11 protein-coding genes and 1 other RNA gene are annotated in these 10,858 nt (G+C 71.5%); 3 read left to right on the top strand and 9 right to left on the bottom strand.

Going from position 1 to position 10,858, the window contains the following annotated elements; all coding sequences use genetic code 11:
- Nucleotides 1-133: 133 nt before the first annotated feature.
- Entirely contained in the window at nucleotides 134-925 is a 792-nt protein-coding gene (locus ACZ63H_RS22680) for a hypothetical protein (RefSeq protein ID WP_469867708.1), read from the bottom strand.
- A gap of 162 nt (nucleotides 926-1,087) precedes the next feature.
- Between ACZ63H_RS22680 and ACZ63H_RS22675 the strand changes: the two genes are divergently transcribed.
- On the top strand, nucleotides 1,088-1,432 hold the full coding sequence (locus ACZ63H_RS22675) for a hypothetical protein (protein WP_469867706.1): 345 nt from the start codon (nucleotides 1,088-1,090) through the stop codon (nucleotides 1,430-1,432).
- Here the strand turns inward: ACZ63H_RS22675 and ACZ63H_RS22670 are convergent.
- The gene (locus ACZ63H_RS22670) at nucleotides 1,347-2,399 is read right to left on the bottom strand and encodes a LysR family transcriptional regulator (RefSeq protein ID WP_469867704.1); all 1,053 of its coding nucleotides are present in this window, start codon (nucleotides 2,397-2,399) and stop codon (nucleotides 1,347-1,349) included. The two genes, ACZ63H_RS22675 and ACZ63H_RS22670, sit on opposite strands and share 86 nt — an antisense overlap.
- Before the next feature lie 84 nt (nucleotides 2,400-2,483).
- On the opposite strand from ACZ63H_RS22670, the gene ACZ63H_RS22665 reads away from it, so the two are divergent.
- Nucleotides 2,484-3,701, top strand: coding sequence for an MFS transporter (locus ACZ63H_RS22665; RefSeq protein ID WP_469867702.1), 1,218 nt, complete (start codon nucleotides 2,484-2,486; stop codon nucleotides 3,699-3,701).
- A gap of 64 nt (nucleotides 3,702-3,765) precedes the next feature.
- Here the strand turns inward: ACZ63H_RS22665 and ssrA are convergent.
- From ssrA to ftsE, 5 genes are all read right to left on the bottom strand, one after another.
- Nucleotides 3,766-4,135, bottom strand: a transfer-messenger RNA (tmRNA) gene (gene ssrA, locus ACZ63H_RS22660).
- Nucleotides 4,136-4,248: 113 nt separating this feature from the next.
- The gene (gene smpB, locus ACZ63H_RS22655) at nucleotides 4,249-4,791 is read right to left on the bottom strand and encodes an SsrA-binding protein SmpB (protein WP_469867748.1); all 543 of its coding nucleotides are present in this window, start codon (nucleotides 4,789-4,791) and stop codon (nucleotides 4,249-4,251) included.
- An 80-nt stretch (nucleotides 4,792-4,871) separates the two neighbouring features.
- Nucleotides 4,872-6,059, bottom strand: a complete 1,188-nt coding sequence (locus tag ACZ63H_RS22650; RefSeq protein WP_469867700.1) for a S41 family peptidase — start codon at nucleotides 6,057-6,059, stop codon at nucleotides 4,872-4,874.
- A gap of 68 nt (nucleotides 6,060-6,127) precedes the next feature.
- Nucleotides 6,128-7,045 (bottom strand): permease-like cell division protein FtsX, encoded by a 918-nt coding sequence (gene ftsX / locus ACZ63H_RS22645; protein ID WP_469867698.1) that lies wholly within the window; start codon nucleotides 7,043-7,045, stop codon nucleotides 6,128-6,130.
- Nucleotides 7,046-7,081: 36 nt separating this feature from the next.
- On the bottom strand, nucleotides 7,082-7,771 hold the full coding sequence (gene ftsE / locus ACZ63H_RS22640) for a cell division ATP-binding protein FtsE (protein WP_030610589.1): 690 nt from the start codon (nucleotides 7,769-7,771) through the stop codon (nucleotides 7,082-7,084).
- Between the two features lie 263 nt (nucleotides 7,772-8,034).
- Here ftsE and ACZ63H_RS22635 point away from each other — a divergent pair, with 263 nt between their 5' ends.
- The gene (locus tag ACZ63H_RS22635) at nucleotides 8,035-8,235 is read left to right on the top strand and encodes a hypothetical protein (RefSeq protein ID WP_469867696.1); all 201 of its coding nucleotides are present in this window, start codon (nucleotides 8,035-8,037) and stop codon (nucleotides 8,233-8,235) included.
- Nucleotides 8,236-8,337: 102 nt separating this feature from the next.
- On the opposite strand, the gene ACZ63H_RS22630 is transcribed toward ACZ63H_RS22635, so the two are convergent.
- Nucleotides 8,338-9,405, bottom strand: a complete 1,068-nt coding sequence (locus ACZ63H_RS22630; RefSeq protein WP_469867694.1) for a hypothetical protein — start codon at nucleotides 9,403-9,405, stop codon at nucleotides 8,338-8,340.
- A gap of 299 nt (nucleotides 9,406-9,704) precedes the next feature.
- Complete coding sequence (prfB, locus tag ACZ63H_RS22625; protein ID WP_469867692.1) at nucleotides 9,705-10,811, bottom strand: peptide chain release factor 2; 1,107 nt, start codon at nucleotides 10,809-10,811, stop codon at nucleotides 9,705-9,707.
- Between the last annotated feature and the right edge of the window lie 47 nt (nucleotides 10,812-10,858).

Below are 10,858 nucleotides of genomic sequence, written 5' to 3'. Positions count from 1 at the left end.
GGTCTGGGGGATGCTCACCACACCCCCCCCCCCCCCCCCCCACCCCCCCCCACCCCCCCCCCACCCCCCCCCCCCCCCCCCCCCCCCCCCCCCCCCCCCCCCCCGGGGTCCCGTCAGGGCGGTGAACCCGGTGTCAGCCCTTGAGGCCGTTCGCGTCGACGACCTCGTCGGCCGGCGGGGCCGCGACGGTCACGGGCTTGTCGAACGCCGAGTACTCCAGCGAGCCCGGCTCCTTGCCGCCCTCGGTCGTCATCTTCAGCGCGTAGGGCTCTCCCTCGGCGGCCACGAGGAGGGTCTGCCGCTCCGCGCCGTCCTTGCCCGTGAGCGTCAGGGCGCGCGTGCCGTCGACCTCGGTCTCCGGGCCCCGGGCGAGCCGGGGCTCGTCCTCGTCCTTCTCGAACATCACGCCGGCGTCGCAGAAGGGGAACTCCTCGCTCGCCTCCGCGCCCGAGCCCAGCTTGAACCAGCGTCCCTTGACGAGCTGGGTGAAGGCCTTCGTGTCCTCGGGCGACGAGCCGTCCTCCTCGCCCGACTGCTGCCAGAACTTCTCGTCGCCCTTCATGTACATCACGCCGCCGGCCTTGCGGATCTCGGCGGTCCCGCCGGCGCGGGTGAGGGTCCCCTGGCAGTCGCCCTTGGCGACGACGGCGAAGTCGAAGCTCATGTCCGCGCCGTCGATGGTCATGTCGCCCTTGACCTTGAACGACTTCAGCTTGGTCATGGCCACGCGGGACTTCTCGGAGATCTGGTCCCCGGTCAGCCCCTCGAACGGCTTCCCGGGCGACGACGTCGCGGAAGCGGAAGCGGGAGCGGAGGCGCCCTTCTCCTTGCCGTCGGCCTTCTCGTCGTCACCCCCGCACGCGGTCAGCGTCAGCGCCGCCGTCGCACACAGGGCCGCCGTGGCCAGAAGGGTTCGCTTGGTCACCTTTGCATCTCCTTTGCATTCCGGTCCGCTGGTGTGACTCGGCAGCCGGGCGAAGAGATGCGGCGATCGGGCAGTGATCCGCCTCACTCGGGAGCGAGGCGGCCGGGGCAACCCTCTGGAAGTGCTCAAGTGGTTTGGAGGGCGTCGCCCGTCACGGCCACCATGGTCCGTGTGAAGGGACTCGCGGGATTCGGCAGGAAGCAGGACTGTGTGCTCGTCATCCGGGACGCGGATGTCGTTCTGGCCGCCTTGCGGGAGGCCCTGGACGGGGCCCCGGAGGAGGAGCGGGCCGGGCTGGAGCGGGCCGTCGCGGTGGCCGGGGGCGTCGCGGCGGCGGACGAGGGGCCGCTGCGGGCCGCGTGGGTGCGCGAGCGCCTCGCCGCGGCCGACTTCGCCGGGGACGTCGGCTCCGTCGCCGCCGTCAAGGCGCTGCGCCAGGCCGAGCCGGACCTGAGCCTGCTGGCCGCCGTCCAGTTGCAGCGGGACGCGGTCGCCCACCCGGCGTAGGGCCGGCCCCCATGGCCTCCTCGTCCGCCGCCGGGATCCAGCCGTCGGCCGGGCGGCACAGCCAGCCCTCCGTCCGCGCCGTCTCCGCCGCCGCCCGTCTCAGCGCCGTCAGACCGGGGTGGACCAGCCCCCTGCGCCACACCAGGGAAACGGGCGACAGCGGGACGGGGGCGACGAGGGGGCGCAGGACCGTGCCGGGCATGGGCGGGAAGTCCACCACCGCGAGCACCGGGTTCCCGGTCTTCGCCATGACGCGGGCGAACTCCTCGTCGCCGACGGCCATCGGCAGCGGCGGGGCGAGCCGCACGCCCCGGTCCTCGAACAGGCGCCGGGCCAGGTCGGTCCACTCCCGGGTGCGCGGGTTGCCCGCGCCGGCGTACACCGTCTCCCCGGCCAGCGCGGACACCGGCACCTCGGGCGAGGACGCCAGCGGGTGGTCGCCGGGCAGCACGACGGCCATCGGCTCGTACCGCACCGGCTGCTGCGCGAGACCGGAGCGGAGCGCCGGGTCGAGTCCGGCGAAGCGGCCGAAGGAGGCGTCCAGGCGGCCGGCCAGCAGGTCGGCCGCGGCTCCGGTGAGGCCGCTCTCGTAGCGGGCCATCAGCTCGCAGTCGGGGGCGAGTTCGCGGGCCCGGTACAGCACCCGGCGGCCGGTGGCCAGGCCCGCAGAGTTGAGGTCGACCAGCAGCGGGCGGGACTGGCCGGCCGCGAACGCGGCGAGCAGGTCGTCCTGGGCGGCGAGGACCCGGCGCGCGTGCGGCAGCAGGCGTTCCCCGTCGGCGGTGAGGGTGACCTGCCGGGTGGTGCGCACGAACAGTTCGGCGCCCAACTCCCGCTCCAGGCGCCTGACGTCGCGGCTCAGCGCCTGCTGGGCGACGTAGAGCCGGGCCGCGGCCCGGGTGAAGTGCAGGTCCTCCGCCACGGCCACGAAGGCGCGCAGCAGGCGCGGGTCTATGGAAGCGGGCACGGGAGCGAATTTACAACGGGGGTGCGTCAATCGGCGCCCGGCAGGTGTTGGACCCCGTGCTCCGCTCCGGGCGACCGTGGACCCATGCCGCAGCAGACCACCGCGCCAGAGCGCCGCGTTCGCGCACACCGCTCTCAACCCACCCACTACAAGCGCCTGTTCGCCCTGCCCGGGGCCCGCGCCTTCACCACCGGCAATCTCCTCGCCCGGCTTCCCACGGGCATGTTCAGCGTGAGCGCGGTCGTGATGATCGCCGGTTCCCGGGGCTCGTACGCCCTCGCCGGGGCCGTCACCGCGACCGGGCTCGCGGCGACCGCGGTGGCCGGGCCCTGGGTCGCCCGGCTGGTGGACCGGCACGGGCAGGCCCGGATCGCGCTGCCGGCCACGGCCGTCGCGGTGCTCGGCAGCCTCGCGCTGCTGCTGTGCGTCCACTACGACGCCCCCGACTGGACCCTGTTCGCGGCCTACGCCGGCACCGCGGCCACCCCGAACATCGGCGGCCTCTCCCGCGCCCGCTGGGCCCATCTGCTGCGGGACGAGCCCGGCGCGCTGCACACGGCGAACGCGTTCGAGCAGGCGGCGGACGAGCTGTGCTTCATGCTCGGACCGGTGCTCGCCTCCTTCCTGACCGGGACGTTCTTCCCGGAGGCGGGAACGCTCGCGGGGGCGGTGCTGCTGCTCGCGGGCATGCTGCTGTTCACCGCCCAGCGGGCGACCGAGCCACCGGTGGCGGCCCGCTCCCAGGCGCCCTCGCCGCTGCGCAGCCCGGGCGTCCGGCCGCTGCTGGTCTGCTTCCTCGCGACCGGTGCGGTGTTCGGTGCCATGGAGGTCGTCACGATCGCCTACGCCGACGCACGGGGACAGCGCACGGCGGCCGGCCTCGTGCTCGCGCTCCAGGCGGCGGGCTCGTGCGCGGCGGGACTGGCGTACGGGGCCCGGGGGCCGGCCGGCCCCCGGCTCACCCGGTGCCTGGCGGCGATGGCCGTCCTCATGGCGCTGCCCTGGGCGGCGGCCGGCACCGGCTCGCTCGTGGTGCTCGCCGGCGCGCTGCTGGTCGCGGGCATGGCGACCGCGCCGACCATGGTGACGGCGATGGCCCTGGTGCAGCGGCGCACGCCGGCGGACCGGCTGAACGAGGGCATGAGCCTGATGGTGACCGGGCTGCTCGCCGGGGTCGCCTGCGGCTCGGCGACGGGCGGCTGGGCGACCGAGCACCTCTCCCCCGTCACCGCCTTCGCCGTACCGGCCGCGGCGGCCTCGCTGGCGCTGCTCGTGGGCCTCGCGGGCGGGCGGCGGGCATGACGAAGGCCCCGCCGCACGAAGCGACGGGGCCTTCGCCCACATGGGGTCGACCCCCGGAGGGGTCTCGTGGAGATGGCGGGAATCGAACCCGCGTCCAACGGTGCGGAATCAGGGCTTCTCCGTGTGCAGTCCGCTGCGATTTTCTCGGCCCCGGAGATCACGCGGACAAGTCTCCGACGGGCTCAGTCACTGTTTGATTTCCCTCTACACCCCGTGACCGGGTTTAGAGGTTTAGTTCCCTAGCTGATGCCAGGATCCGGGTCGGGAACAGCCCCGGGCTGACACTTCGCGAGTCGCTGATCAGGCAGCGAGGGCGAAGGAATCGCGCTTGGTGTTGGCGATTATTTTTTGCGACATATGGTTTACGAGATCATTGCCGCTTCCTCGACACGCTTCCCCTGCTTCGACAGCCGCTGTCGAAACCGATCATCCCCATGTTGATTTTTCAAACCCCTCCGAGGAGGGTGCGCACACCCGCTATGGGGTGCAGGCCCATCGTACGTGACCAACGCCCGACGATGCCAGCCTATTCCCGGCGGCCGGCCGGCTAGACGCCGCGCTGCCTGCGCTTGGCCGCCGCGATCGCCCGGGCCGTCTCGCGCCGGTCCTGCTGCTCCCGCAGGGTCTGCCGCTTGTCGTACTCCTTCTTGCCCCGCGCGAGCGCGATCTCGGCCTTCGCCCGGCCGTCCTTGAAGTAGATGGCGAGGGGCACGATCGTGTGACCCGTCTCCTGGGACTTCGCCTCCAGCTTGGCGATCTCCTCGCGGTGCAGGAGCAGCTTGCGCTTGCGGCGCGCGGAGTGGTTGGTCCAGCTGCCCTGGTGATACTCGGGGATGTGGGCGTTGTGCAGCCACGCCTCGCCCCGGTCGATCTGGACGAAGCCGTCGGTCAGCGACGTGCGTCCCTCGCGCAGCGACTTGACCTCCGTGCCCATGAGCACGAGCCCGGCCTCGTAGGTGTCGATGATCGCGTAGTCGTGCCGGGCCTTCTTGTTCTGGGCGACGATCTTGCGCTTGCCGCCCTTCTCGCCGTCCCTGGCCTTGCCGGCCCCGCCGCCCTGCTTGGGCTGGGACTCCTTCGGTACGTACATTCCCTTGCTCATAGTGCCGCCCATTTTCGCACCACACAGGGGGGCCGGGTACAGCCGTTTACGCGCGCCGCCCGGCGAGGCTACGAAGGGGCGCCCAGCCCGGCCAGCACCGTCTGCGCCCGCGGCAGGGCCTGCTCCGGCCGCGCCTCCAGGTCCGGGGTGAGGCCCCGGCCGTCGACCGCCCGGCCGGCCGGGGTGCGGTAGTGGCCGACGGTCAGCTCGGCCACCGAGCCGTCGGGCAGCTTCGTCGGCATCTGCACGGAGCCCTTGCCGAAGGTGCGCGAGCCGATCACCACCGCGCGGCCCCGGTCCTGGAGGGCGCCGGTGAGCAGCTCGGCCGCGCTCATCGTGCCGCCGTCGACGAGGACGACCAGGGGCCGGGTGGTGTCGCCGCCCGGGTCCGCGTGCAGGGCGCGCTGGGCGCCGTCGACGTCGTAGGTGGCGACCAGGCCGCCGTCCAGGAAGGCGGAGGCGCAGGCCACGGCCTCGGTGACCAGACCGCCGGAGTTGCCGCGCAGGTCCAGGACGGTACGGCCGCCCGCCGGGGCGGCGCGCAGGGCCGCGCGGACGGCGTCGGCGGACCCCTTGGTGAACGCGGAGACCTTCAGCACGCTCAGCCCGCCGGGCAGCCGGCGCACGGTCACCGGGTCGGTGGACAGCCGGGCCCGGTGCAGGGTCTTCGTCCACGTGCGCGTGGAGCGCGCCAGACCGAGCGTGACCGTGGTCCCGGCCGGGGCGTCCGCCGTGCCGTCGCCGGGCGCGTCGCCGCGCAGCAGGGCGATCACCTCGGTGACCGGCCGGCCCTCGGTCTTGTGGCCGTCGACGCTGCGCAGCCGGTCGCCGACGCGGATGCCGGCCTCCGCGGCGGGCGAGCCGCTCCGCACCCGGGTGACCTCGATCCCGCCGTCCGCCTCCTGCCGCACCCACAGGCCGACGCCGGTGTAGCGGCCGTCGAGGGCGTCGAGGAACTCCTCGTACTCGCCCTCGGAGTAGACGGAGGCCCAGCGGTCGCCGCTGCGGCTGACGGCCCGTCGGGCGGCCTCCATGGGGGACTTGCCGTCGGCCATCGCCTCGGCGGCGGCCCGGCGCACGGCCTCGTGCCGGGCGGCCGGGTCCGCCGGTTCGGCGACGGCCCGGCGGTCGGGGGTGCCGGGTCCCGGGAAGGCGCCGGTGGCGGCGCCGGTCACCAGCACGCCGGCGAAGACCAGTGTCAGGGCGGCGCCGCGGCGGACGCGGCGGGGACTACAGAGGGGGTCACGGCCTGACATGGCGGTGAGTCTAGGACAACGCGAAGGGCCGTACGGGCGGTTGCCCGTACGGCCCTCCTTGGTGTGCGTCACACCTTCAAGTATTTGCGCAAGGCGAAGAACGCCGCCAGGGACGGCATCAGCACGCTGGTCGCGAGGATCAGCGGGAGCTTGGTCAACACCGCGTCCCAGCCCACGAAGTTGATGAGGGTCAGCTTGTGGGAGAGGTCCATGCCGTGGTCGATGGTGAAGTACCGGCCGAGCACGAGCGCGACACAGGCCAGGCCGCCGCCGATGAGCCCCGCGACCGCGGCCTCGGCGATGAACGGCGCCTGGATGTAGAAGCCCGAGGCGCCGACCAGGCGCATGATGCCGGTCTCGCGCCGACGGCTGAACGCAGAGACGCGCACGGTGTTGACGATCAGCAGCAGGGCGACGATCAGCATCATCGCCATCACGCCGAGCGCGCCCCGGTTCATCAGGTTCAGCAGCTGGAAGAGGTTGTCCAGGATGCCCTTCTGGTCCTGCACCGACTGCACGCCGTCCCGCCCGTTGAACGCGGTCGCGATCACCTGGTACTTCTGCGGGTCCTTGAGCTTGATCCGGTACGACTCCTGCATCTGGTCCGGCGTCAGCGAGCCGGCCAGCGGGGAGTTGCCGAACTGCTCCTTGTAGTGCTTGTACGCCTCGTCCTGGGACTCGTAGGTCACCTGCTCGACGACCGGCATCTTCTTCAGGTCCGCGGAGATCTGCTTCTTCTGGTCCTCGGTGACCGCGCCCTTGGCGCAGTTCACGTCGTTCTCCGCGTCGTGCTTGTTGCACAGGAAGATCGAGACGTTGACCTTGTCGTACCAGTAGCCCTTCATGGTGCCGACCTGGTCGCTCATCAGCAGCGAACCGCCGAACAGGGCCAGGGACAGGGCGACGGAGACGATGACGGCGAAGGTCATCGTCAGGTTGCGGCGGAGACCGACACCGATCTCCGACAGGACGAACTGGGCGCGCATGGCTACTTCTTCAGGCCTTTCGGGAACTGGGGGCGGTCAGTGCTGGTAGCCGTAGACGCCGCGGGCCTGGTCGCGGACGAGGCGGCCCTTCTCCAGCTCGATGACGCGCTTGCGCATCTGGTCCACGATGTTCTGGTCGTGCGTCGCCATGATGACGGTGGTGCCGGTCCGGTTGATCCGGTCGAGCAGCTTCATGATGCCGACGGAGGTCTGCGGGTCGAGGTTGCCGGTGGGCTCGTCGGCGATGAGCAGCTTGGGCCGGTTGACGAACGCCCGCGCGATGGCGACGCGCTGCTGTTCACCGCCGGACAGCTCGCCGGGCCTGCGGTCCTCCTTGCCGCCGAGTCCGACGAGGTCGAGCACCTGCGGCACGGACTTGCGGATCTCGCCGCGGGACTTGCCGATCACCTCCTGGGCGAAGGCCACATTCTCCGCGACCGTCTTGTTCGGCAGCAGCCGGAAGTCCTGGAAGACGGTGCCCAGCTGGCGGCGCATCTGCGGCACCTTCCAGTTGGACAGGCGCGCGAGGTCCTTGCCGAGCACGTGCACCTGGCCGTGGCTGCACCGCTCCTCGCGGAGGATGAGCCGCAGGAAGGTGGACTTTCCGGAGCCGGAGGATCCCACGAGGAAGACGAACTCGCCCTTCTCCACCTCCAGGGAGACATCCCTGAGTGCGGGGCGGGTCTGCTTGGGGTAGACCTTGGAGACGTTGTCGAATCGGATCACGGATGCACCACGGGTCGCCGGGGGTAGATGAGCGTGACCATACGCGAACCGGGTGCGCAAGCGCAGGCGCGGGCCGAGGTTGGGCAAGACTTGTACGTTTTTGTACCGCACACTGTCCGGGCCTCCCCCCACTCGGGCCCCGCGCACGCTCCGCGGGAACCTGGCACAGTGGAAGGAAGACGAAGGACGACGGGAAGGCCGGGGAACGTTCCCGTTCCCGCGAGCGTTGTACGAATGATGGCCGGTGCGAGGAGGGCGAGCGCATGACGTACGACCGGTTGGTGTGCGCGAACTGCGCGGCGCCCGTGAGTGAGGGCCGGTGCCCGGTGTGCCGTGCCAACCGCGAGCGACTGCAGCAGGAAGGCTTCCTCTCGGGCCTGAACGGGCTGAACCCGATGGCGTTGATCGCGCTGCTGGCGGTTCTGATCGCCACGGTGGTGCTGCTGGCGCACCAGACCGTGTGACCGGCTGGGAGTGACCGCCGAAGCGTCGTGAAGGGCCCGGAGCGCCAGGCTCCGGGCCCTTCGGTGTGCTCTCGCGTGCGAGGCGTGAGCGACTGGCTACGCTCAGGCCGCGGCGCCGCCGCGGGCGGTGACCAGGCGCGGCAGCACGCGGAAGCCGATGCCGCCGGCGATCATGGTCGCGGCGCCGACGAGCAGGAACGCGGTCTGGCCGGCACCGGTCTCGGCGAGCTGCTTGTCGCCGCCCTGGGCCACGGTGTCGGAGCCGGTGTCGGTCAGGGCCGAGGAGCCGGCGTCCTGCGGGACGGTGTTGTTGCCGCCGCCGTTGGGCGTGTTGTCGTTGCCGCCGGTGCCGGTGCCGCCGCCGGTGGAACCGCCGTCGGTCGAGCCCCCGTCGACGGAGCCGCTGGTGCCGCTGTCCCCACCGGAGCCGTTGCCGCCGGAGTTGCCGTTGCCACCGTCGGTGCCACTGTTACCGCCGTTGCCCCCCGAGTTGCCGTTGCCACCGTCGGTGCCGCTGTTACCGCCGTTACCGCCGGAGTTGCCGTTACCGCCGGAGTTGCCGTTGCCACCGTCGGTACCGCTGTTACCGCCGTTGCCGTTGCCACCGTCGGTGCCGCTGTTACCGCCGTTGCCGCCGGAGTTACCGCCGGAGTTACCGTTACCGCCGGAGTTGCCGTTACCGCCGTTGCCGTTACCGCCGGAGTTGCCGTTTCCGCCGTTGGTGCCGGTCGAGGCGTCACCGCCGGTGGCCGCGTCGCCACCCGTGGCCGCGTCGCCACCGGTAGCCGCGTCGCCACCCGTGGCCGCGGCGCCACCGGTAGCCGCGTCACCACCCGTCGCCGCGGCGCCACCGGTAGCCGCGTCACCACCCGTCGCCGCGGCGCCGCCGGTGGCCGCGTCACCGCCCGTCGCCGCGGCGCCGCCGGTAGCCGCGTCGCCGCCCGTGCTGGCGGCGCCGCCGTCGGTGCAGATGCCGATCGGGCACTCGCCGCCGCCCCCGTCGGTGTTGCCGCCGTCGGCGCCGACACCGCTCACGCCGAGGCTGATCGGACCCGCCTGGACGTCGAGGTCCAGGGCGGAAGCCGCGCCCGCCGCGGTCAGCGACGCACCGGCCGCGATCACGGCACCGGCGGCTATCCGCGCGACCCGGATCCGCGTCTTCTTCGTCATATGGTTGCTACCCCCAGTAGCTGTTCGTCAGAGAGGCGGCGCATGGGGCGTACCGTGATCGACGGAGGTAGCTGGTGACGAAATGTGCGTCAACTCGATCCCCCGGTTCACATGCGCCCCGTTGAGTGCGCATGCCGCCGCCCCACCCTTCCGATTTTTCAAAGCAACGTCAAGGGCGTTGCGGGCGCATTGTCCGAAGGGGTCACGTTTACGGGGAATTGAAGCCTGTGAGTGTGATGTAAAACCCGGACAAAAGAACAACTGCCGCCCAGAGGACGGCAGTTGTCATGTCGATAAAATTACTTCTCCTGCTGCTTGCGCCAGCGAATCCCGGCCTCCAGGAACCCGTCGATCTCGCCGTTGAACACGGCCTCCGGGTTGCCCACCTCGTGCTCGGTGCGCAGGTCCTTGACCATCTGGTACGGGTGCAGGACGTAGGAGCGCATCTGGTTGCCCCAGGAATTGCCGCCGTCGCCCTTGAGGGCGTCCATCTTGGCCTGCTCCTCCTGCCGGCGCCGCTCCAGCAGCTTGGCCTGGAGGACGTTCATCGCGGTGGCCTTGTTCTGGATCTGCGACCGCTCGTTCTGACAGGAGACCACGATGCCGGTGGGCAGGTGGGTGATGCGGACCGCGGAGTCGGTCGTGTTGACGCCCTGGCCGCCGGGGCCGGAGGAGCGGTAGACGTCGATCCGCAGCTCGGACTCGTCGATCTCGACGTGGTCGGACTGCTCGACGACCGGCAGCACCTCGACGCCCGCGAAGGAGGTCTGGCGGCGGCCCTGGTTGTCGAAGGGCGAGATGCGCACCAGGCGGTGCGTGCCCTGCTCGACGGAGAGGGTGCCGTAGGCGTACGGCGAGTGCACGGCGAAGGTGGTCGACTTGATGCCGGCCTCTTCGGCGTACGACGTCTCGATCAGCTCCGTCTTGTAGCCGCGCTGCTCGGCCCAGCGCAGGTACATGCGCTGGAGCTTCTCGGCGAAGTCGGCGGCGTCGACGCCACCGGCCTCGGCGCGGATGTTGACGAGCGCCTCACGGGAGTCGTACTCGCCGGACAGGAGGGTGCGGACCTCCATCTCGTCCAGCGCCTTCTTCACGGAGGCCAGCTCGGACTCGGCCTCCGCGCGGGTGTCCGGGTCGTCCTCCTCCTCGGCCATCTCGAACAGGACCGCGAGGTCGTCGATCCGGCCGCGCAGTGCCTCCGCCTTCCTGACCTCGGCCTGGAGGTGGGAGAGCTTGCTGGTGATCTTCTGCGCCTCGTCCGGGTTGTCCCACAGGGACGGGGCCGCCGCCTGCTCCTCGAGCGCGGCGATATCTGCCCTCATCTTCCCGAGGTCCAGGACGGCCTCGATCGACTCCATGGTCGAGGAGAGGGACTTCAGCTCTTCGGATACATCGACGACTGCCACGCCTTCCAGCGTAACGGCTGTGGCAAGCGTCCTCGGCCGTACCGCCT

It is taken from the genome of Streptomyces sp. NPDC104831, from assembly GCF_055583025.1.
Note: the sequence above shows the minus strand (reverse complement) of the source record. Positions and strands in the feature narration are given on the sequence as shown.